Below are 22,703 nucleotides of genomic sequence, written 5' to 3'. Positions count from 1 at the left end.
ATCAAAAATTCTAACGAAGTTATCGAGATTTTTAACAAGCTAGGGTGACCAGTTAGTTACTACGATTGGTGTAATTTTGGTAGACACATTACCTCTCTAATGCTGTTCGTCTACGGAACTTAATCAACTCAGGCTTTTTCACCACCAGATAAACAGCGGTCGCTGACAACGCGAAGCCTATTGCGCCATAAATGTCGAATGACTCTCCAAAAATGAGCCACGCTTGAATGGCAGTTGTGGGTGGAACGAGGTAAAACACCGATGCCACACTTGAAGAAGCGCCATGCTCTACCATGTAAAGCAGCAATAGAATAGCAATGCACGATAGAACAATCACTAGCCAAGCCAGAGTTAACGTGAACTCGATAGTCCAGTTCACCTGCATAGTTTCGTAACGCATTGCAAAAGGTAAGAACAATGCTGCTGCTGCCAAGTACTGCACCATCGCGCCACCGACCATATCTGTACCCTGGCAAAAGCGCTTCTGATACAAAGTACCGACCGTAATACCCACCAAAGAAACCAAACATAATAACGTTGCCAAACCTTTTTGGTCGTCTGACTGCCACTCAATATTGCCCATTAGCACCAAGCTAATACCCGCGAAACCAAGGGCTAAGCCTAGCCATTGTGCGAAGTTAAAACGCTGCGAGGTACAGCTGATCATTATCAATGCCGTCAGAATCGGTTGTAAGCCAACAAGCAGAGAACTCAACCCGGCGGGCATACCCATATCGATCGCGAGATAAGTGCCACCAAGGTAGAAGCCATGAATCAAAATGCCCACCACACAAGCGTGAAAAAATGCTCGACCACGAGGAATACGACGCTTAAGGATTGCAATCAAAACCAAGAATAGCGCCACGTTGGCTACCATCCTAAGTGAAAGTAACGTTGCTGGTTCAGCGTATTCAACACCAAGACGAGCGCCAACAAAGCCTGACGACCACAATAATACAAACACAAACGGAATCATTTTAATCAGCATTACAAACCTCTGGTCAACTCTTCATCAATGCTGTTACCTTAGTTGGGTACAGATAACTAATAAAGATACAGATATAACACTTTAAATGGTTACAGATTAAGTGTGAGTTACAAGGGGGAAACGTGGAAGCAGAACTCAGCGGCAATAAATATCTCGCGATAGAACAACACATTAAGGCTCAGATCGATAAAGGGCTCTTTCACCCAGACGACCGCTTGCCTTCCATTCGTCAACTCAGCGAACAACTCGGAGTGAGCAAAAACACCGTGATTCGCGCCTACCAAGAACTGGAAGCGACAGGCTGGGTTTATTCTGTGCCTAAATCAGGCTATCGTGTGAAAGCACCGAACACCACCATCTGGGATGCACCGAGCCAGCCTCAAAAAGTCGATCTGTTGTCGGTCACCAAATCTGTACTCTCCCGTCCGAAAGGTCGCTTGAAACTGCTTGCTGGTTCTGCACACCCGAACATTAATAACCCTGCCATTCGTAGCTTGTATGCCGAAATCGGTCGCCATAGCCGTTTGCAAACTCAACTTCCCGGTTATTACCAATTACCTCCCGGCGATGAGCAATTAGTAAAGCAGTTGTTAAAGATCACCCATGATCTAGGTGTACCTGCGGGATCGAAAGAGATTGCGATTACTCATGGTGCTCAACAGGCTATCAGTTTGGCTTTACGTGCGCTCACCAAGCCCGGCGACATCGTGGCGGTCGAGTCGCCCTGTTATTTCGGTAATCTACTTTTACTTGAATCACTTGGCTTGCAAGCCCTTGAAATACCAAGCAGCGTCAGCCACGGAATCGACATTCCTTCACTACAGAGTGCGTTGGACAAATGGGAAGTGAAAACCTTGCTACTAACGCCAAACTTTACCAATCCAACCGGTTCACGGATGCCATTGGCGAACCGAAAAGCATTACTGGAAATCACCGGATCTTTACCGATTATCGAAGACGATGTGTTCGGTAGCTTGGCATTCGACACACCCATTGCCAGCCTCAAAGAGCTTGATGACCAAGATCGAGTCATTTACGTCAACTCTTTGTCCAAGACCTTAGATTCTCGCTTGCGTATTGGCTGGTTACTGTCGGGGCGCTACCAACCTTTGGTCGAAAAGTACCTTTTATGCGACAACATGGGCAGCTCCAATTTAATGCAATCCGCGGTGGGTCAATTTCTCACTACCGGTAAATATCGCAGCCACTTATCCAAAATGAAGCGGCTCTACCAAACCAATCAAAAGCAATTTCAAAGCCTGTTAATACAAGCACTAGATAGCTATCCTCACCTTGTCGGGCAATACCACCTATCAAAACCGGAAGGCTCTTTTTTAAACTGGATAACGTTGCCAGAGTCGGTCGATAGTTATGCCGTCTACCAAGATTGTTTAAAGCACAAATTGGGAATATTACCTGGCACAGTATTTGGGACAAACGATCAATATAAACACTGCTTGCGCTTCACGGTAGCGAACATCGAAGAGAGTAAAGAGTGGAAAGAAGGGGTTGTGACACTAGCGAAAATAATCGCCAAACATACTTCTTTCTAATCGAATATTTCTGACTGCTAGATCATTCAACAATGAATAAACGTTAACTAAAACAACCAATACAATCACCAAGAAAATGCGTCAAGCGATCACAGATAATACTCCGAAATACCTTTGTAAGTTTTTTAGAAAAATTCAAAAATAATTAGGATTTAACCCCTAACTTTACTGAGTATTTTGTTAGTCTTGGAAACAATTATTTACAATCCAAACAAAAATTAATTGGATCGCTAGAGGTTGTTTTTTTGAATATGAAATTATTCGGCAGTTCCCTAATCCTTTCAGGAACTGCATTAGGGGCTGGCATGCTTGCTATTCCCATGGTGTTGGCCCAGTTTGGCTTCATGATCAGCTCAGTGCTGATGCTACTCATCTTTATCGGCACCACCTACTCTGCACTCCTACTGGCAGAAGCGTGTACCAAAACGAAAGACAACAGTGGCATGAGCAGTGTTGCTTACCTCACTCTGGGCAGCAAAGGTAAACACTTTATCGATGCACTCTTTTATCTGCTGCTGGTATGCATGCTGATCGCCTATATCTTGGGTGTTGGCGACATCATTCATAAGCTACTGCTCGACGTCGGCGTAGACATCTCTGCATCCGCTGCTTATACCGTTTTCAGCTTATTGATGGGTGTGATTGTAGTCGCGGGTAAGTCTTATATCGATAAATTAAACCGTGGTCTATTCATCATGATGGTGGTGATGCTGTTTATTGTAATTGCCTCTCTGTTTAGCAATATCCGTCTAGATTACCTAACTCAAACTAGCCAATACACGGCCAATGACGTGGTGCAGTACAGCGCGGTTATCTTTACCAGTTTTGCCTCTATGGTGGTGATCCCGTCACTGGTTATCTACAACCGCGAAGCGACTCAAAAGCAGATCCGCAATATGATTCTGTTAGGTTCAGTGATTCCGCTAGTGTGCTACCTCACTTGGTTGTTCGCGATTATCGGTAACCTTGGCACAGACGCGATCAGCCAGTTCCACAACATTTCAGAACTGATCTCTGCGTTTAGCGGACAATCTGCTTGGTTAAAAGTCGTGATTGCGCTGTTCTCAGCGCTGGCACTGGTGACCTCTTTCCTTGGTGTATCCATGGCGCTGTATGACCAAAACAAAGACGCAGTCACCAACAACAAAGCACTAGCTTATGCTCTGACCTTTGTATTGCCTTTGGTATTAGCAGAGCTGTTCGCAAGCCAGTTCGTGAGCATGCTGGACTATGCAGGCATGGTGTTGGTGTTCCTAGCTATCTGGGGACCACTCGCAATGGTAGTTAAAGTTCGTAGGCCTGACTTCCCTCACCTACAAACCGAAGGCAGCTACACAGCAGCCGGTGGCGATACGGCACTGATGGCAACATTCGGTTTTGGTGCGTTGATTTTCGTATCTTGGTTTATGGGATAAATCCCAATTGAATACACTATCTGCTGCCATTTAAACGACAGCAGATACAAAAAGCCCGTTAGTCTTACTCGAATTAGCGATCGCAACTAATTAACAGTAGGGCTAACGGGCTTTCTTATTTTCTGATTACCATAGCCAAAAACTAAAAGTGCTTACTTGGTCAAATTGCCAAGCAATTGCTCACACTGTGCTTTGAGTGATTTAAGCTCATCTTCATTCATCTGAGAGAGACAAAGCATTTCTACTGGCACAGTCTGCGCTTGCTCTTTTAGCTCTACCCCTGCAGGCGTCAGTGTAATAACTCGAACTCGTTCATCTTCAGCACTGCGAGTTCTAAGCACGTAACCTTTCGTTTCCAAACGCTTGAGTAAAGGCGTCAACGTACCTGAATCCAAATGCGTTTTTGCGCCTAGGGCTTTGACATTTATCTCTTTTTCTTCCCACAGCACCATCATCACAATGTACTGCAAGTAAGTAAGGTCAAGCGCTTTCAGTAAAGGTTGATACGCTCTACTCATTGCATTCGATGCACTATACAGCGCAAAACACACCTGATTATCCAGTTTTAGATAGTCATCTTGGTCGCTCATGATCACCTCACCAATAAATTAAATTGTGCACAATATACTTGCGCGCTCGAATTTTATCAATTAAGCTAGCTTTAAAATTAAGTTGCGCACAATCTAATTTTACACAATTCAAATAAGGACTAAGACAATGACAACACTCTACACAACTTCTGCTACAGCTACTGCAGGTCGTAACGGCCAAGTTTCTACTGATGACAATCTGCTTTCAGTAGCGTTGAGCTACCCTAAAGAGATGGGCGGAACAGGTGAAGCGACCAACCCTGAGCAACTGTTTGCTGCGGGCTACTCTGCGTGTTTCTCAAATGCTCTACTTCATGTAGCTAAAGAGATGAAAATCAAAATCGCATCGGCGCCAACGACTGCAACAGTCGGTATTGGACCAAATGAAAACGGTGGCTTTGCTTTAACTGTTGCTCTATCGATTGAACTGGATCTAGAGCAAGAACAAGCTGTGACGCTTGTGAAAACGGCGCACCAAGTTTGCCCTTACTCAAACGCGGTTCGTGGCAACATTGACGTGAAATTGTCGGTTAACGGACAAGCGCTTTAGCCGCTTCATCCCCCCCCAAAAAAAATAAAAATAAAAAGAAAAAGTACCCCGCTAAAAAAATGTCCCGCACTAGGCGGGACATTTTTTATATGAGATAGAAAGCTTCTAGCTCTGAGTTGCTAACTCTTAAACGTATTCGAGAGCTCTTTCAGCGATGTTGCCAACTCAGCCTGCTCTTTCGCTGTTGCAGCAATTTGCGTTGCGCCTGTCGTAGATTCTGTCGACTTCTGCTCTACCGCGACAACGTTCTGAGCAATATCTTGAGTCACTACTGCTTGCTCTTCAGTTGCGGTTGCGATCTGCTCTGCCATGCTGAATATTTCGCTCACAGCCCCTGAAATATCTTGCAGGGTCTGTTCTACTCCTCGTGAGTCTTCAACCGCTCTTGAAGACATCTTCTTGCTGTTATCAATCACATTGAACGCTGTTTGCACGTCAGATTGTAGCGAGTTAATGAAGCCTTCAATTTCCGAAGTGGACTGTTGCGTACGCTGAGCCAAAGTACGAACTTCATCGGCTACGACAGCAAAACCACGACCTTGTTCACCAGCTCGAGCGGCTTCAATCGCTGCATTTAACGCTAACAAATTGGTTTGTTCGGCAACTGATTTAATCACATCAATCACACTGTTAATATTGTTGCTGCTTTCGTGTAGATGAGTGATTTTTTCAGCGAGGCCGTTAATCTCAGAAGCCAAGGTTTCTATCGACTCATAAGATTGTTGAACCGTGCTTAAACCTTGCTGTGATTGTTCATCAGCGATCTTCGCTGAGCTTGCCGTTTGCTGTGTTTTAGTCGCGACTTCATTCACCGTCGCTGATAGCTCTTCTGTTGCTGTCGCAATCAAGCCAATCTGGTCTTGCTGTTCAACTAAGGTGCTTGAGTTGTATTGGCAAGTTTGCGCCGTCTCTTCTGCTGCTGAAGCAAGTGTCAGGCTAGATTGAGATAGGTTATCGATAACTTGAGAAAACTTCTCTAATGTTTCATTAAGCGACGATGAGATTTGACCCAGCTCACTATTACCTTCGTAAGTCGCACGAACGGTTAAGTCATTGTCATTTCGGACTTTAGAAAGCACTCGCGTTAGATCTTTAACTCGAGTCGTTAAATCAGTAATGGCTTTGAAGCTAACAAAAGTTGCGAACAAAGTGATCACAACAAACATCACAATGCTGCCCATCATTGCTGATTGAGCTTGCTGAGTTTTCTGATCCGTCAGTGTAATAAGAGACTCTGCTAACTGATTTTCAGTCTTCTTCAGCTGAACAATTCGTGCCGTCGATTGAGCAAACCAATAAACAGGATCGACATCAAAACCACTCATTTTCGATTCAGCCACATCACGAAGTTTTTCCACTTCAGCCACCGAGCGATCATTCAGTTGTTGTTTAAAGAAATCAACGTTATCTGGGTTACCAAAAACTTCAAAGTTCGCAAAATATGTATTTTGCTCGGTTACCAAAGAGATGAATTTAACCAGCATACCCGGGCCAAATTCATTTTTAGAAAAGGTGTTGTTGAGAACCGCACGTTCGATACCCGCACGCTCTTTGCCTTGTAGAAAGTTATAGTAGGCGATGGTTTCTGTCGTGATGGTGACATCAGTACTTAGCTCAGCAATTAATGCAGATACACTCAATAACTTAGCATTAAGTTTGGTGTAGTAACCTAATGCTTCAGAAAGCGGAATTGATTGAGAATCCACTCTATTGCGAATCGAAGTAATTTGGTTGAGGCTTTGGTTGATTTCAGTATTCAGACGCGTGATCTGCGATAAGCCGATTTCTTCAGACTGCCAGTACTCGGTTCTTTGATTGCGTTTGCTGTCTGCGTTAATTCTTTGTGCTTTTAGCTCGCTGCCAAACTTGTTTCCCTGTGACCCGATAAAACCAGCGGTCATACCACGCTCTTTCTGTAACTCGTGCACCAACTCACTGTACACAACCGACAAACGCGTAAGTTGGTTTAATGACGACATTTCACTGGTGGTTTCTACGCCTTTTGAAATGGCAGAAACACTAAGCCATAAAAACCCTAAGATCGGTAAGATAAGCAAAGCGATGATTTTTTGCTTAAATGACATATCGGTTAAATTCATTATTATTTCCCTAACAACTAACAAATCTTCTCAGTCATCGAATTTGGCTTCCTTCTAACGGGTGCGCCTTAATTGTGACTCTATAATTATTCAAGCTGACCCATGTAAACCATGACCTAACCACACAATTCAGCGCAGAGGACGTTAACATTTAACCTTATAAAATTCATTGATTTATGAATAAAACTGTTAACTATCTGACTTAACCAGACGAAAAATACGTGTAACAACAATTCTCTGACGCAGTGACTAAAAATTGACACACCTTGCATAATCATAAAGTGGTAGATCAGCACTCACTGTGTAACCCTTACCAAGCTGTTCACTCATGATCATCTATATATTCAGTCTCAAATATGTATACTGCCGAGCTTATTAAGTAGCAGCTCGCAGCAAATATGTGACAATAACTGAGAGATATTTTATGGATTGTCCCGCTTGCGAAGAGCAAATCGGTTGGGAATGGGTTGAAGAGGAAGCAATAGAACCGAATGAAGAATTCGATTGCCCAGAGTGCGAAGAAACGCTGATGTACACCATCGATGAAGGTACCTATTACGGCGCACAACATAAAACCGTCGAAGTTGTTGATGATTAGAGTTTTTTATTACCGATTAATGCTATCGATCTTTGCGAGATTGCCAGAGTAACCAGACACTCCTTTACTAGAACGAGTGTTCATCTTAAAATATTGAACATATGTTCAGATTAATGAAGTAGATGTTATGGCCAAGACAGCGAAGTTCGATAGACAAGACGTAGTAGATAAAGCGACTAACCTGTATTGGGAAAAGGGCTTTCACGCAACTTCTATGCGCAATCTACAGGACGTGATTGATATGCGTCCCGGCAGTATTTATGCGGCTTTTGGCAGCAAAGAAGGCTTGTTTAAAGAGACATTGGCTCGCTATACCGAACTCGGCATTCACAATTTGAACCGCTTTCGCAGCGAAACCGACTCTCCAATCAAAGCACTAGAAAACTTCGTAAAACGTGCCGTTGTCGAATCGAAAAAAAGCGCGCCTAACGGCATGTGTATGCTGGCTAAAACAGTAGCTGAACTGACGGATGAGCACGCTGAATTATTAGAAGAAGCCAAGAAATCACTCAAAATCATGGAAGGCGAGTTCGCCAAACTGATTGCCGAAGCGCAAGAACTTGGTGAGATCAGCAAAGAACGCGAACCTACTCAACTTGCTCGCCACGTTCAGGTTCAAATTGCAGGGCTACGCACTTATGCAAAAACCTGCGATGACATAGAACTACTCAACTCAATGGTTGAAGACATCTTCAAGTACCACCCTTTTTAAGAGCTGAACTTATCTGTAGCCATACAAAAAGACTCCACTGTTAGCTAAAGGCTAGAGCGGAGTCTTTTTAGTTTTGATCTAGTTAACTTTATAGATGATTAACTTATAGTTTAACGGTTATACCTTTCTCATAATCAACGCCTGCGCATTAAGCATCGCTTCCTTAGTGCTGACATCTAAGGTTTTCACGTTCGCAAAGCGTTCGATCTCTTTAATTGCCACATCATGAGCAAAAATCACCAACCTCGCCCGTTCAATATCTTTTTGTGTGATGCGATTGCCGATTCCGTTGGCACCCTGCGTTTCGACTTTAATCCGAACCCCAAGATGATGAGCCGCCTTTTCCAAAGACCTAGCCGCAAGAAACGTATGAGCAACACCAGATGGACAAGAAGTGATCGCCAATACATCCGCTTGCCCTTCTTCCGTTACCGAGCCACCCGTAAACTGATTAGAACTTGCTTCGCCTTCGACCACGTTCTTTTTCAGCAGTATCACAATCAGAGCCGTCGTTAGAGCACCTGCTAGTGTGCCGACGATATAGCCAATCTTGCCATCAACCACTGGCAATACAATCCAGCCGCCCCATGGTGCATGGTTGATGACATGGAACATAAAGCCAACCACGTTACCGACAATGCCACCAGCAACAACAGCGGGCAGAACACGTGCAGGGTCGGCGGCAGCAAAAGGAATCGCACCTTCACTGATGCCGATCATGCCCATAATACCCGCTGCTTTTCCGGCTTCACGTTCGTCTCGTTTGAATTTCTTAGGTGATATGAAAGTGGCAAGCGCCATACCTAATGGTGGGGTACAAATGGCAATACCGACGCCCCCCATCAGCCAAGGTTGAGTGTTCACCTGCGTTTGAGCAAACAGCGTCGCCACTTTGTTGATTGGGCCGCCCATATCAAAGGCCGTCATCGCCCCTAAAATACTGCCTAGCACCACTTTTCCTGAGCCTGCCATGCCAGTCAGCATTTGGTTCATCTCAAGCATCACATACGCGATAGGAGAGCCAATCACCCACATCACCGCCCCACAGGTTACAAAGGTGCCGACTAATGGATAGATGAAGATCGAACTCAGCGAGATCATACTGTCAGGGAGTTTGATCTTCTTAAGTAGATTCACCACAAAGCCAGCGAAGAATCCGACCACAATGGCACCAAGGAAACCGGTACTGTACTGATTCACTGCGAGCCAAGAACCAATCATGCCCGGAGCTAAGCCCGGTTTGTCGGCCATTGAATATGCAATGTAACCACCGAGCACAGCGGTAAACAGGGTTAGCCCCGCGATACCCATTTGTGCGATGTCAGCCAGAACACCGCTCTCAGGCACAGCGCCATGACCAGACATCATTACCGACAAAGACAAAAGTACCCCACCCGCGACCACGAATGGGATCATGTGTGACGTGCCGTACAACAAGTGTTCTTTAAGACGATTAAGAGATTGTGCCCAAGGGCTTAATGGTTCGCTGTAAACTTCATGATGACTAGAAGCGTAGCTATCGAAAGATTCAGAATTCGCTTCGAGAAACAGCTCTTGAGCTTCCTCGACCGACTCTACCGCCTTTAATTTTGTAACAAAACCATCTTCGATCAATCGAGTTGAGATCTGAGCCAGAACCTCAATATGATGATCATCGCTATTGTCTGGCGACGCGAGCATAAAAAACACATCCGACAGTTCGCCGCCGTCTGCGCCATAATCGATACCCGTTCGGCTAATACCTACCGCCACAGCAGGTTTAGCTACAGCAGTGCTTTTCGCGTGTGGAATCGCAATACCATCATCAAAGCCCGTATTGCCGATGGCCTCACGCTTCCAGATATCATCAAGGAATTCACTTTTATTGGAGAGCTTGCCCGCACGGTCAAGCAGTTCGACAAGCTCTTCAAATACCGCCTGTTTTGAGTCTGCCTTTAAATCCAGACAGATAATCTCCGGCTCTATAATGTCAGTGATGTCCATGTGCTGCCTCGTCCGAGTACCAATTTAAGTAAATGAGATAAAGAGGTTAATAATATGAAAAGACTAACGAGGCAAGGCCGCTCGATATATAGGACGAAAGGTGCATTAACTGGATAATTGTAACCAAGAAGCAAGAGTGTGACGTTCACCTTTGAATTAAAAACGGGAATCCATAAACTTCCTAGATTCAGATAGTCCCATCGATCCAAGTAAACTGTCGATCTAAGCACACCGAGAATAATAATGAGAATTGTAGCGGTAACTGCGTGCCCTACAGGCATTGCGCACACCTATATGGCAGCTGATGCACTAAATAAAACAGCCCCAAAATTCAATGTTTCAATCAAGGTTGAAACGCAAGGCGCTATGGGTATTGAAAACTTACTGACAGGCCAGGATATTACCCTCGCAGACAAAGTGTTGATCGTCTCTGATATCGACATCGAACAACCAAGCCGATTTGACCCCGCGAAAACCGTCTTCATTCCCATGGAAGAGGTGTTATTGAGTGTCGATAAAGTCTTTATCAAGCATTGTCGAACTTAAACCTTTCATGAATGAATATCAGATCACCTTCTTCGTTGACGATCCTGCCGCGAACTCACACGTCGCGCAGCCGTTGACTCGTTTAGCGAAGAAGTTCAAAAGCAACATCCGCATTATCAACATCACTCAAAATCGAACCGCTGATCTCTCCAAATCTGTCGCGATGTTACAAGTGGGTTTACTTCGTGGCGATTTATGCCAGATCACCGCAGTAGGTATTGATGCTGAACTCGCATGTTTTGTAATAAAAGACGTGATTGCTGAGCATTACGACATGGTTGGCTCACAAGTGAATCATGAGTTCTCTAACGATTTAATCCAGCGTATGCCGCAGATATGCCCGCCTTGTGACATCAAGTGGCACCACGCTAAAGCGCAAACTCAACTGACAAAATTTGAGTGCTTGAAAGGGCTCGCTCACCTCGTTTATCCAGAAGACCCAGATGAGCTGATTTTGGCTTTCATTAAGCGAGAAGAACGCTCTTCAACCTGCGTGTCACCAGGTATCGCACTGCCCCATGTGATGTTTGAATCTACTCAAGATCTCTCGATCGCGGTCATCGTCAGTGACAACCCGATTGACTGGGCATCTCAAATTGGCCAAGTACACGTAGCTATCGCTTTAGTACTGCCAACCAAGCCGCAACGTGAACACATTGTGGCGGCTACCAACCTAACTAGAAACCTACTTCACGATCAGGTCAACGAGCGTTTGCAAAAGACTCGAAGCAGTGTCGATTTACAAGCCTTGCTGATGTATATCTCATCTCGCCTGCTGTAAGGCTACTCACTCCAAAAGACGGCTCAACAACAAAATACGCTCCGACTTAAAAAGACGGCTTAACTAAATAGAACCACGATATTCAGTCGGCGTTCTACCGGTGCGATTCTTAAATACTCGACAGAAGTAGTTCACATCCTTAAAGCCGCAACGTAATGCCACTTCATTGAGCTTGAAATTGTACTTCTTGAGCATGAATTTGGCGCGGTCGACACGGACTCGGGTGATGTATTCTGCCAACGTCATGTGGCCTTGTTGACGGAACATTCGCGACAAGTGATTGGATGAAATACTAAAGCGTGAGGCAATGCTGTCTCGGGTGATCTGGCGGTGGAAGTTTTCTTGAATGTAGATACAAATCCCCTGATACACATCCTGTACTCGGCTATGAGATTTTTCGACGGGCGCTTCCAGCATGGTTTTACTGTATTGCAGTAGAGCTTGCAGCAATAACTCATCCATCGGCTGCTTGTTACTCTCTCTCGCTAACGAGCTGAGCGCCTCCAAAATGTTATCAATCGCAAACCCAGAACGAGTCTGAATACTGTGCTTTTGAATATCGTAAAAGCTCTCCTCGCCTTTGCGCTTACTCACCAAGCTTAAACCAAGCTGACGACGCCCAAACAACATGCTCAGCACAGAGCAATCAGTATCCCAATTCGGCTTATTCCAGCAGTTCGGTGGGATGAAAATCGCGTCTCCGGCTTTGGCGATAACGTTGGTTATTTTGCGATCATGACTCTCCATTTCATTAATATACTCTCCGTCTAGCACCAGCTCTAAACGTGGAAAGTTCACCTGATAACTGCATGCTGAAGGCGTGTGAAAATCTCCAGCAAACCAGATGTTATGAAACGGTTCTCGCTCATTTAATACAGACGAGATTAAGTCATGAAATATCATTATTCGAACTCTAATGGGCAGCAATAAGGCTACGGGAATAGATATACCCCTTAGTGAAACATAGCGCTATTGAGCAAAATCACAATTTGAGATCTAGGCTACAAAAATCCAGTCACGGAAATAAATTTCCAGTAACGAAACTGACCTAGAACGTTCCTGCTCTAATAAACAAATTCGCTGCATCCCTTATAAATAAAAGCCTCAACACATCTTAAACTCTGTCAACACCGCCCTTAAAACAGCCACTCGACTGATCAAAATCACACTCCACTTATAACGCAACAATCATCCAGTAAATGCGTTTTTTCTTCACTACAGAAGGTAAGCCGTAGATTCCAGAATACCCCTAACAAAATAAAAACAGAGTAGGGGTTCATTATGATCACGACATTGATCAATCAAGATTTGATTAAGCTTTCGCTTAGCGCTAATTCAAAAGAAGACGTATTTAAAGAGCTGATAGACGTGCTGTACGCACAAGGCAGAATCTCAGACAAAGCACAGTTTCTTGCCGACATTAAGGCGCGTGAAGAACAAGGTAATACAGGGTTTGAAGAGGGCATTGCCCTGCCACATGCGAAAAGCAGCGCGGTGATCAAACCTGCAGTTGTTATCGGCGTCCACAAGCAGGGTATCGAGTACGGCGCCGATGACGGTCAGCCATCAAAACTCTTCTTCATGATCGCGTCTCCAGATGGCGGCGATGATCACCACATCGAAGTATTGGCAGAGCTTTCTTCAAAACTGATTGAAGAAGGCTTTATCGAAAGCTTCATGAATGCTCAATCTGAACAAGAAGCATTAGAACTACTGCTTACCAAACCTGAGCCATCAGAAACTGAAACCAACGTTGAGAAACAAGGCTTCATCATTGGTGTCACTGGCTGCCCAGCAGGCGTTGCACACACTTATTTGGCAGCTGAAGCGCTAGAGAAAGGCGCAGCGGCTCTTGGCTACGACATCAAGGTCGAAACCAACGGCTCGATAGGCGTTAAAAACAGCCCAACTCAAGAAGAGATCGAACGCGCAGACGCGATTGTCGTCGCTTGTGACAAACAGGTCGACATGGCTCGCTTTGCCGGAAAACGCGTTATCAGCACCAACGTGAAAGCGCCAATCAAAGACGCGCAAGGCTTGATTAAGCAAGCACTCAACGCACCTAGCTACCAAGCTGAACAAGCACCTACCAACCAATCTGTTGCAGAAAAAGCCTCACAAGCGCGTTCAGACCTTTATCGTTACCTGATGAATGGCGTATCACACATGATCCCATTCGTAGTCACTGGCGGCCTATTGATTGCCCTAGCACTAGCCATTGGCGGTGAGCCAAGCGAGTCTGGCATGGCGATTCCTGCTGGCAGCATGTGGAACCAAATTCTAGAAGTCGGTGTGGTTGCCTTCACATTGATGATCCCAATCTTGGCTGGCTACATTGCTTACGCGATTGCTGACCGCCCAGCCCTAACCCCTGGCCTTATCGGTGGTTGGATTGCTAACAACGGCTCTTTCTACGGCGCTGACGCAGGCACAGGCTTCATCGGCGCAATCATTGCCGGTCTATTGGTGGGTTACTTCGTTAAATGGATCACCTCGTTCAACTACCACAAGTTCGTTCAACCGCTTGTGCCTATCATGATCGCTCCGATCACTGGTTCTCTATTCATCGCGGGTCTGTTCATCTTTGTTATCGGCGCGCCAATCGCTGGGCTGATGGATGCTCTTACTGCACTACTAACGAGCATGAGTACAGGCAACGTGGTTCTGCTTGGCATCGTACTGGGTGGTATGGCTGGTTTCGATATGGGCGGCCCATTCAACAAAGTAGCGTTCCTATTCTCAGTCGGCATGATTGCCAGCGGTCAAACTCAATTCATGGGTGCGATGGCGTGTGCAATTCCTGTGGCTCCACTGGGTATGGCCATCGCAACCAGACTTGGCCGCAAGTTCGACCTGTTCGAATCTTCTGAAATTGAAGCAGGTAAAGCAGCAGGCGCGATGGGCTTAGTGGGTATCTCTGAAGGTGCGATTCCTTTCGCAGCTCAAGATCCAATGTCGGTTATCCCTGCCAACGTACTTGGCTCAATGACAGCGGCTGTTATGGCGTTCTCATTTGGTATCACCAACAGCGTTGCGCACGGTGGTCCAGTAGTCGCTCTACTTGGCGCTATGAACTACCCAATGCTAGCACTGCTGTGCATGGCATCTGGCGCGGGCGTAACTGCGGTTACTTGTATCGCGCTTAAAAATCTACGTAAAGCCAAGTTAACAACAGCAGCGGCTTAAGCCATTTCAACTCCAATGGCTTGAGGCCTTCTACTCGCATTTCAATAAGTCGAGTAGAGCTCAAGCCATGTTTCCCTTCATGGTGATTTCGATGTCTGATTTTTCTTTAGCGAACGACTCGTTCGTACAACGCTTTTTCTACCCTATGACTAACGTGATTCAAAACTACGCATGGGGTAGCCCTTCTTCGTTTAGCCACCTGTTTGGTATTGATAACCAATCAGGTGAGCCACAAGCGGAGATCTGGATGGGCGCTCACCCGAATGGCTGCTCAATGGTGAACGACAACGGGCAGCAGACCACATTGTCTAGCTTGATTTCTAAGAACCTAAACCTGTTTCTAAGTGAGAAAGTCGCGAGCCGTTTTGGTGAACTTCCGTATCTGTTTAAGGTGTTAGCAGCAGAGAAAGCGCTGTCTGTTCAAGTACACCCGAACAAGCAACAAGCGGAATCTGGATATGCACTAGAAGAGCAACAAGGCATTCCAATGACAGCGGGTAACCGTAACTACAAGGATCCTAATCACAAGCCAGAACTGGTGTATGCATTAACCGACTACACCGCAATGAACGGTTTCAGGTCTATCAACGAGATCCTTGAGCACTTCCACTACCTCGATATTCCTGAGTTGCATTCGATGGTCAACGATCTCGAGGGCGACCAAACACCGAATGGCTTAGCCTGCTTCTTTGCAAGCTTGTTGTCTCTGGAAGGTGAGCAAAAAGGCATGGCGCTTACCATGTTGATCATGAAGGCCAAGCTTTCTGATAAACGTGTATTCCAATTGATTTCAGAACTGGAAGATCAATACCCAGGTGATGTCGGCCTGTTTGCTCCGCTGTTATTGAACGTGATTACCCTAAAGCCGGGGCAAGCCATGTATCTAGACGCTGAGACTCCCCATGCTTACATCAAGGGTACAGGCTTAGAGATCATGGCGAACTCAGACAATGTGCTGCGTGCCGGGTTAACGCCTAAGTACATGGACGTGAACGAACTGGTTTCTTGTACTCGATTTAATGAAAAGCCTGCGGATAGATTACTGCTCAGCCCGATAGAGCAAGGTGATGTGATGGAATACCAAATTCCGGTCGAAGATTTTAAGTTCTCTATCGTGCAAAACTCAAATCAGCGACAGATCACTACCGAAGGTGCCGAGATCCTATTGCCGCTTGACGAATCTATGGTACTCACTCACCAATGTGGCGAAACCTGCGTGATAGAGAAAGGCCAGTCGGTGTTCATTCCGGCTTACGCAGAGAGCTACAAACTCGATTGCGTTGGACGTGTCGCGCGAGCTTACAGCTAGCTCTACAAAGTAAATCTAGCTCTCCCGAGTAAATACAAACACTGATCATGCCCTGCTTTGCGGGGCATTTTTGTTTCTGACGAAGCTTATTAGCGTGTCAAAAACATAATCAAGATGCCATCAAATATGACCCATCTCACACTGCATTAATGATGCAAATCACACTTAATTTTGCTGGATACAAATGTACAGTGAAGGGCTTTTATTTGCTATTTCGCGAATCGGGTTAATCCATTAATTTTAATTCAAGAACTTCAATAGTGAATGAGTTAATAAATGATCACACAGCTAACCAACGTCAACTTAATTAATAACAACCTTCAAGCGAATAATAAAAAAGAACTGTTTGAAGAATTGGCAGGCATGTTATTTGAAAACAACCGAATCAGTAATAAAGAAGCCTTCTTGGCAGACATCGAAATTCGTGAATCTCAAAGCATCACTTCTATGGACGGCATCGCTTACCCACACTCAAAAAGCAAGGCTGTCACTGAGCCGGCAATCGCTGTCGGTGTTAAGCGCAAAGGCATTGAGTATGGCGATGAAGACGGCATTAACCCAACCGTGTTTTTTATGATTGCCTCACCCGACAACGGTGCTGATCATCATATTTATGTACTACAAGAACTGTTTGGAAAATTCAGCGATGAATTTATTCAAGATATACATAACGCAAAAGACGAACAACAAATCCTTAATATTTTAATTAATTCATAAGGCGTAGAAAATCATGAGCACCCTAACAACTCAAGCTACGAATACCAGTAGTAACTCTAATAACAAAAACAGTAGTAGCGACTTTAAAAAAATCCTTAGCACCATGAAAGGCCACCTGCTTTTCGGAACCTCACACATGCTGCCTTTCATCGTAGCCGGTGGTGTTCTATTGGCTTTAGCGGTAATGGCATCAGGCAAAGGTGCTGTACCTGCAGACGGCCTGCTAGCAGACATCTCTAATATCGGTATCAAAGGCCTTGTTCTTTTCCCAATCATTCTTGGCGGCTTTATTGGTTACTCAATTGCAGATAAACCGGCACTGGCACCTGCGATGATCTCTTCTGGCATCATGGCTGACATGGGCGGCGGCTTCCTTGGTTGTATCGTGGCTGGCTTTATCGCCGGTGGCGTGGTGTTCCAGCTTAAGAAAATCCCACTTTCTACCAACATGACCGCGCTAGGTGCTTACTTCATCTATCCGCTTCTAGGCACGTTAATCTCTGCCGGCATCGTACTGTGGGGCATTGGTGAGCCAATCAAACTGTTCATGTCTTCAATGAACGAGTTCCTAGCTTCAATGGCTGGCGCGTCTAAGATGGTTCTGGGCACAATCCTTGGCGGTATGACCGCGTTTGATATGGGCGGCCCTATCAACAAAGTAGCAACGCTATTTGCTCAAACTCAAGTAGACACGCAACCTTGGCTAATGGGCGGCGTAGGCATCGCGATTTGTACACCACCTCTAGGCATGGCACTGGCGACTTTCCTATTCAAAAACAAGTTCTCTAAACAAGAGCAAGAAGCAGGCAAAGCAGCAGCAATCATGGGTTCTATCGGTATCTCGGAAGGTGCTATCCCATTCGCAGCAAACGACCCAATGCGTGTACTTCCTTCAATCGTTGCCGGTGGTATCGTGGGCTGTGTATTCGGCTTCATGACAGACGTTCTACTGCACGCACCGTGGGGCGGCCTAATCACTGCGCCAGTATCAAGCAACATTCCAATGTACGTCGTCGGTATTGCGCTAGGTTCACTAACAACAGCGGTTATCGTTGGTTTTTGGAAACCTGTAGCGGTTGAAACCGAAGAAGACATGGTTGAAGCGCCAGTACAAGCTCAAACAGCGCCTGTAGCAGGCGAAGGCGAGTACGACATCGTAGCCGTAACATGTTGCCCTTCTGGTGTTGCACACACCTTCATGGCAGCGAAAGCACTGGAAAAAGCAGGCTTAGCAGCAGGCCTTAAGATTAAGGTAGAAACTCAAGGTCAAAACGGTATTCAGAACCGCATCACCGACCTAGATGTAGCGAACGCGAAGCTAGTTATCTTGGCTCACGATATTCAAGTGAAAGACGCTCACCGCTTTGCTAACGCGAACGTGATTGAGTGTTCAACGAAAGAAGCGATGAAGAAAGCCGCGGACATGGTGGCTATTTAAAACCTGAAACAAGTTAGAAGATAAAATTACTACCCCCTAGTAACTAAAATCCCCATTCGCCTTGTCAGCGAATGGGGATTTTATATTTATATAATGTTCAAAGCTTTTTACTGCTTGATATAAAGATCCTTAGAATAGATTCGGCCTTCAACGTTATTCTTCGCAAAGCCACCGACACTTGGTCGCACTAGGCGAGCTTGCATGTAGTAGTAGATTGGCGCGATCGGCATGTCTTCAGCCAGTAACTGCTCCGCTTGGTCATAGAAACCTTGGCGTTCTTGCTCATTAGTTGCAGCCAATGCGCTATCCATTGCTGAGTCGTACTTTTCGTTGTTGTAACGAGCAAAGTTGCCTGAAGATTCAGAACGCAGAAGGCTTAAGAAGGTCGACGCTTCATTGTAATCACCACACCAAGATGCTCGCATCACATCAAAATCACCTTGGCGACGTGATACTAAGTAAGACTTCCACTCTTGGTTTTCCAACTCAACTTGCGCGCCTAGGTTACTTTTCAGCATGGATGCAATCGCCACCGCAATCGACTTATTCGATTCACTGGTGTTGTAAAGCAATTTAAAATCTAACGGGTTAGAAGCATCGTACCCGGCTTCTTTCAGCAACTCTTTCGCCTTTTGGTCACGCTCCCTTTGAATCCATGTACTGTACTCAGGTTGAGTGGCATCAAAACCCGCCGTGTATTCATGAGCAAAGGTATAAGCCGGTAAGTTACCTACTTGAGTCACGCCATTAGTAATCACATTACGCATCATGGAATAAGACACCGCTTTACGCACTCGCGCATCATCAAACGGAGGGCGCGTGGTATTGAACGCGTAATAGTATGTACACAATAAAGGTACCGCTGTATACGCGTCTTGATATTTCATTTTTAGCTGCTGCGCCATGTGTGTCGGCACATCAGACGTAATATCGACCTCGCCCACCGCATAGCGATTAATCGACGCATTCTGGTTCTCAAACGGAATGTAAGTCACTTGGGTTAAGTGCGTATCTGAACTGTCCCAATAATTAGGGTTCTTCTCCAGTTCAATGCGCTCGTTAACCACCCACTCGCCTAAAACAAACGCACCATTGCCAACAAACTGCTTCGGATCGCTCCACGGCTTATCGCTGTTTTCTAGCGTTGCCTTGTGAACGGGCATCATTGAAGTATGGCCTGTCATCGCCACAAAGTATGGCACTTGGCTATCGAGTTCGAATTTCACCGTATGCTTATCAACAGCCGTGATACCGAGCTCTTCAACGGGCTTCTTACCTTCAGCTACATCAGCGATGTTGTTGATTTGAGTAAGCTTGAGATACCACACATTTGGCGAAGCGAGTTTCGGGTCAACCGCGCGTCTTATCGCATACACGAAATCATCGGCTGTCACCGGATCGCCATTCGACCATTGCGCATCTTTACGCAAGTGGAATACAAACGTCTGGTTGTCTTCGGTTTCCCAAGATTCCGCGACACCTGGAGTGATGTTGCCATCGCGATCTTGGATCACTAAACCTTCAAACAGGTCACGTAGAATGTGCATTTCAGGCAAGCCTTCTGCCTTTGCCGGATCGAGTGTCGCAGCTTCTGCATCATTGGCTCGCACCAAATGTTGGTCTTTTGCCAGTGAAACACCAGCAGGTAAGGTTTCAGCAACGGCAGTCACTGAGATAAAAGGGGTCAATAAAGATGAAATGAGTAAAGCCGTTGAATGTTTTTTAAAATCCATGTTTGTTTGCTCTCCTAGCCTATCTTTGAAGCAAGTAATAAAATTAACAATGCGACGGTTGACGAGTTTTGACGCTATGGTTTATTTAAAGGGGTTCATCTAATGGACTTAGTTAATGATTAATATAGCCAATAGTGAATACTTGATAGTACTTGATCAATCAGGAGATTAAGGTGAGTTTAATTCCAAGAACGGAAAGAGCTGCGTTTTCGATAAAGCCGCTGTCATATGGAAAATCGGTGTTGGGTGCACCTTTGCTCTATTTCCCCGCGCAAATCGAAAGCGAATCTCGCGGGCTGATCTTAGCGGGCACACACGGTGATGAAACCGCATCTATCGCGGGTTTATCTTGCGCGCTAAGAAGCTTACCTGCCGCCAACTTGCGACACGATGTGATCTTATCGATGAACCCAGACGGCAATCAACTAGGCACTCGCGCCAACGCTAACCAAGTCGATTTAAACCGCGCCTTTCCGACTCAAAACTGGACAGAAAACGGCACCGTCTATCGCTGGAGTTCTCACACCCCAGTCAGAGATGTAAAAGTTAAAACGGGACAAGCCAATCTGCTTGAACCGGAAGTGCAATCGCTCATCAACCTCATCGAACAGCGTAAGCCTAAATTCGTCATCTCTTTCCACGAACCACTCGCCATGGTCGACGACCCAACTCAATCAGAACTCGCCACTTGGCTAGGCAAGCAGTTCAACCTACCACTCGTCGAAGACGTTGATTACGAAACCCCAGGCTCATTCGGCACATGGTGCCAAGAAAGAAACCTACCGTGTATTACCGTAGAGCTGCCGCCCGTTTCTGCGGATTTGACTATAGAGCAGTATTTGGATGCATTTTTGGCGGTGTTGGGGTATGAGGGGGTTGTTTAAAGATTGCTAACTCATTTTTGGACAAGAACGAACCAGTGACTTCGCTAAATTAGCAAATCATAAATCAGTATAGATAATGTAAAATGAGCTATGACGAACAGTCTACTTGCGTTAGCCCGAAAGATAAATTTTTTTGGGCGCATTAAGTGACGTTAAGTTAGACAAATAATCATCATAATTGAGAGCCAAGTAAGAGCATTGCACCAGCTTGCTGTTGCCCTGAAAATGATTGCATTTTAGTAACATAAATGATCTTGCATTGCTCATTATTACTAAAAGTTACACCTCGACGCTCTAACTCTGCAAACGCAACGTCTCTATTCGCGTCATAAGCAGCCTCTGAACATAGCTTGGCGGTAGTCATATTTTCAGCAGATTTTGGAGTGAGAACACAGCCAGCCAACAACAAAGGCAATAAAAAAAAGATAAATCGAAACAACATTAGATCTCCGTAATCCTAATTTTTTCCACACTAGTGAAGATGACTTCAATATCTTTGCAAGTCGCCCATCCTTTTCCTTCGGTACTTAATTTATTCAGAAACTGAATAGCCTCCATTGGTTTTTTCGATAATTTTCCATCGAAAGATTGCAGTTCTCCATCATCTACAATTAACCATCGGCTTTTTTCCTTTTTAAGATTAATAAATATTGTTCCGTCAGGAAATGGGGGAAATGTATCAGCAAAAGATGCCCCAACACATACTGGACTAAAAGCCTTTTTTTGAAAAAATGATTCACTCATATCTCTTCCCTGTTTAATAAACGAGTTATTGATAATCAAAGTACAACAAAAAGGGGAGAAGGCAAGCATAAAAAAAGCAGCTCTAGCTTCAACCTCATTGGAAAACCTACGCATAATTTCTAAAGCACATGGATTAGATTAATTAGGTTTATTCTAGATCATTCAAGGATGTCGATTTGGCGGAGCTGAGAAACTTTGGGGTACTTTCGTGTTTGAAAGTGCTGACTGTATCGGTTCTGGACAGAAACGCGTTAGAGCTTAAGAGCTAACGCGCTCGATATAGATTAGAATTAATATCTTGAAACCATAAACGCTTGTTAGTTGCGAAACTTTACATTTCGTAGCTCAGTACCGATTATCAGGACTAATTCATGTTGTCTGGTGTATGAAGATTAGTGCCACAAACTGTGCACTTATAGTCACCTGTAGCTTCGCCCTCCATCAATGCACTGGCAACTGATGCAAAAAAGCCTGAGAAAAAACCTGCTGATTTCGACGCACTGGATTTTTTTGGTTGCGAGAAGCTTTCATATTTGTGGAGGGTGATCTCTTTGCAATTGCAACAGAACGCTTTCGTTTGCTCAGAACCGTACATTTTAACCAACCCGATTATTCATCTGTAGTTTTCACAACCTCAAAGCAACCAACGCTTTATAGGCGGAATTTTTTCTTTTTTACATTCCGTCTATGTTGCTGCCATATATTATGAAGCTCAACTGGTATTACCCTGTTATGTGAATCGGCATATGGTAATGGGGGCAAACTACGGAAAATTCCGTATAAGAGACCAAAGTACTGATTGATTAACTTGGTCTATCGGTGGGCTTTGTTGCGTAATTAAATTTAAAGATAGAACTACCCCGTTTCGCGTATTTCT

General features: G+C 45.1%; 21 protein-coding genes. 12 read left to right on the top strand and 9 right to left on the bottom strand.

The genetic code is table 11. From position 1 onward, the window contains the following. Window positions 1-88 precede the first annotated feature (88 nt). Window positions 89-988, bottom strand: coding sequence for a DMT family transporter (locus tag ACED42_RS19655; protein ID WP_017097655.1), 900 nt, complete (start codon window positions 986-988; stop codon window positions 89-91). A gap of 122 nt (window positions 989-1,110) precedes the next feature. Between ACED42_RS19655 and ACED42_RS19650 the strand changes: the two genes are divergently transcribed. Together ACED42_RS19650 and ACED42_RS19645 are read left to right on the top strand one after the other, a co-directional pair. Then, a complete protein-coding gene (locus tag ACED42_RS19650) occupies window positions 1,111-2,541 on the top strand; it encodes a PLP-dependent aminotransferase family protein (protein WP_371703837.1) in 1,431 nt (476 codons plus the stop codon). A 251-nt stretch (window positions 2,542-2,792) separates the two neighbouring features. Further along, window positions 2,793-3,956 carry an amino acid permease gene (locus ACED42_RS19645; protein WP_371703841.1) on the top strand — a complete coding sequence of 388 codons (1,164 nt, stop codon included), beginning with the start codon at window positions 2,793-2,795 and terminating at the stop codon, window positions 3,954-3,956. Between the two features lie 152 nt (window positions 3,957-4,108). Here ACED42_RS19645 and ACED42_RS19640 read toward each other — a convergent pair whose 3' ends face one another. Next, the gene (locus ACED42_RS19640; protein WP_198592423.1) at window positions 4,109-4,546 is read right to left on the bottom strand and encodes a MarR family winged helix-turn-helix transcriptional regulator; all 438 of its coding nucleotides are present in this window, start codon (window positions 4,544-4,546) and stop codon (window positions 4,109-4,111) included. Between the two features lie 127 nt (window positions 4,547-4,673). On the opposite strand from ACED42_RS19640, the gene ACED42_RS19635 reads away from it, so the two are divergent. Continuing rightward, window positions 4,674-5,096, top strand: coding sequence for an organic hydroperoxide resistance protein (locus ACED42_RS19635; protein WP_012601111.1), 423 nt, complete (start codon window positions 4,674-4,676; stop codon window positions 5,094-5,096). Between the two features lie 119 nt (window positions 5,097-5,215). On the opposite strand, the gene ACED42_RS19630 is transcribed toward ACED42_RS19635, so the two are convergent. Then, window positions 5,216-7,195, bottom strand: coding sequence for a methyl-accepting chemotaxis protein (locus tag ACED42_RS19630; protein WP_371703834.1), 1,980 nt, complete (start codon window positions 7,193-7,195; stop codon window positions 5,216-5,218). A gap of 424 nt (window positions 7,196-7,619) precedes the next feature. On the opposite strand from ACED42_RS19630, the gene ACED42_RS19625 reads away from it, so the two are divergent. Both ACED42_RS19625 and ACED42_RS19620 read left to right on the top strand, forming a co-directional pair. Further along, complete coding sequence (locus ACED42_RS19625; RefSeq protein WP_167851865.1) at window positions 7,620-7,793, top strand: hypothetical protein; 174 nt, start codon at window positions 7,620-7,622, stop codon at window positions 7,791-7,793. Window positions 7,794-7,920: 127 nt separating this feature from the next. Next, a complete protein-coding gene (locus tag ACED42_RS19620) occupies window positions 7,921-8,505 on the top strand; it encodes a TetR/AcrR family transcriptional regulator (protein ID WP_135382584.1) in 585 nt (194 codons plus the stop codon). Window positions 8,506-8,622: 117 nt separating this feature from the next. Here the strand turns inward: ACED42_RS19620 and ACED42_RS19615 are convergent, their stop codons facing one another. Beyond that, on the bottom strand, window positions 8,623-10,488 hold the full coding sequence (locus ACED42_RS19615; RefSeq protein WP_135382585.1) for a fructose-specific PTS transporter subunit EIIC: 1,866 nt from the start codon (window positions 10,486-10,488) through the stop codon (window positions 8,623-8,625). A 243-nt stretch (window positions 10,489-10,731) separates the two neighbouring features. Between ACED42_RS19615 and ACED42_RS19610 the strand changes: the two genes are divergently transcribed. Together ACED42_RS19610 and ACED42_RS19605 are read left to right on the top strand one after the other, a co-directional pair. After that, on the top strand, window positions 10,732-11,034 hold the full coding sequence (locus ACED42_RS19610) for a PTS fructose transporter subunit IIB (RefSeq protein WP_009846233.1): 303 nt from the start codon (window positions 10,732-10,734) through the stop codon (window positions 11,032-11,034). Between the two features lie 7 nt (window positions 11,035-11,041). Continuing rightward, window positions 11,042-11,815, top strand: coding sequence for a PTS sugar transporter subunit IIA (locus ACED42_RS19605; protein WP_009846232.1), 774 nt, complete (start codon window positions 11,042-11,044; stop codon window positions 11,813-11,815). Between the two features lie 63 nt (window positions 11,816-11,878). Here ACED42_RS19605 and ACED42_RS19600 read toward each other — a convergent pair whose 3' ends face one another. Beyond that, window positions 11,879-12,718, bottom strand: coding sequence for a helix-turn-helix transcriptional regulator (locus tag ACED42_RS19600; protein ID WP_009846231.1), 840 nt, complete (start codon window positions 12,716-12,718; stop codon window positions 11,879-11,881). Between the two features lie 378 nt (window positions 12,719-13,096). Between ACED42_RS19600 and ACED42_RS19595 the strand changes: the two genes are divergently transcribed. The 4 genes from ACED42_RS19595 (at window position 13,097) to ACED42_RS19580 (ending at window position 18,465) form a co-directional block, all read left to right on the top strand. Then, window positions 13,097-15,001, top strand: a complete 1,905-nt coding sequence (locus tag ACED42_RS19595) for a fructose-specific PTS transporter subunit EIIC (RefSeq protein WP_135382586.1) — start codon at window positions 13,097-13,099, stop codon at window positions 14,999-15,001. Window positions 15,002-15,092: 91 nt separating this feature from the next. Beyond that, window positions 15,093-16,310: a mannose-6-phosphate isomerase, class I gene (gene manA, locus ACED42_RS19590; RefSeq protein WP_371703831.1), complete on the top strand. Its 1,218-nt coding sequence runs from the start codon at window positions 15,093-15,095 to the stop codon at window positions 16,308-16,310. 276 nt (window positions 16,311-16,586) lie between these two features. Next, a complete protein-coding gene (locus ACED42_RS19585; RefSeq protein ID WP_017103500.1) occupies window positions 16,587-17,027 on the top strand; it encodes a PTS sugar transporter subunit IIA in 441 nt (146 codons plus the stop codon). A gap of 13 nt (window positions 17,028-17,040) precedes the next feature. After that, a complete protein-coding gene (locus ACED42_RS19580) occupies window positions 17,041-18,465 on the top strand; it encodes a fructose-specific PTS transporter subunit EIIC (RefSeq protein ID WP_012601120.1) in 1,425 nt (474 codons plus the stop codon). 107 nt (window positions 18,466-18,572) lie between these two features. Here the strand turns inward: ACED42_RS19580 and ACED42_RS19575 are convergent, their stop codons facing one another. Then, window positions 18,573-20,198: an ABC transporter substrate-binding protein gene (locus tag ACED42_RS19575; protein WP_371703828.1), complete on the bottom strand. Its 1,626-nt coding sequence runs from the start codon at window positions 20,196-20,198 to the stop codon at window positions 18,573-18,575. Between the two features lie 182 nt (window positions 20,199-20,380). On the opposite strand from ACED42_RS19575, the gene mpaA reads away from it, so the two are divergent. Further along, window positions 20,381-21,082, top strand: coding sequence for a murein tripeptide amidase MpaA (mpaA, locus tag ACED42_RS19570; protein ID WP_371703839.1), 702 nt, complete (start codon window positions 20,381-20,383; stop codon window positions 21,080-21,082). 172 nt (window positions 21,083-21,254) lie between these two features. Here mpaA and ACED42_RS19565 read toward each other — a convergent pair whose 3' ends face one another. The 3 genes from ACED42_RS19565 to ACED42_RS19555 form a co-directional block, all read right to left on the bottom strand. Next, complete coding sequence (locus ACED42_RS19565; RefSeq protein WP_017097640.1) at window positions 21,255-21,524, bottom strand: hypothetical protein; 270 nt, start codon at window positions 21,522-21,524, stop codon at window positions 21,255-21,257. Next, entirely contained in the window at window positions 21,524-21,826 is a 303-nt protein-coding gene (locus tag ACED42_RS19560) for a hypothetical protein (protein WP_241816776.1), read from the bottom strand. The genes ACED42_RS19565 and ACED42_RS19560 overlap by 1 nt, the downstream gene beginning before the upstream one ends. A gap of 364 nt (window positions 21,827-22,190) precedes the next feature. Continuing rightward, window positions 22,191-22,421, bottom strand: a complete 231-nt coding sequence (locus ACED42_RS19555; protein WP_017097638.1) for a hypothetical protein — start codon at window positions 22,419-22,421, stop codon at window positions 22,191-22,193. Between the last annotated feature and the right edge of the window lie 282 nt (window positions 22,422-22,703).

It is taken from the genome of Vibrio sp. FF145, from assembly GCF_041439075.1.
Taxonomy (GTDB): Bacteria; Pseudomonadota; Gammaproteobacteria; order Enterobacterales; family Vibrionaceae; genus Vibrio; species Vibrio tasmaniensis_A.
Note: the sequence above shows the minus strand (reverse complement) of the source record. Positions and strands in the feature narration are given on the sequence as shown.